The 212-nt window shown below is 50.5% G+C and carries 1 protein-coding gene; it reads left to right on the top strand.

What is annotated here, in order from left to right; translation table 11 throughout:
• Positions 1-212: integrase core domain-containing protein (locus QN359_RS20025; protein WP_323493538.1), on the top strand; the 212-nt coding region annotated here is incomplete at both ends.

The following is a 212-nucleotide window of genomic DNA, read 5'->3' on the forward strand; positions in this document are numbered from 1 at the left end:
TTTAGTCGTCCGCGTGTTTCGAATGATAAGCCATTCGCAGAATCGCTCTTCCATACTTGCAAATATCGGCCCGATTACCCGACAAAGCCGTTCGACAATGTCGAGGCCGCGCAGACTTGGATGCTCCAGTTTGTCAGATGGTACAACCAAGTGCATAAGCACAGTGGATTGAAGTTTGTAACGCCGGAACAGCGGCATAACGGAACGGCTGT

This window comes from Undibacterium sp. 5I2 (assembly GCF_035019605.1).
Classification (GTDB): domain Bacteria; phylum Pseudomonadota; class Gammaproteobacteria; order Burkholderiales; family Burkholderiaceae_D; genus Undibacterium.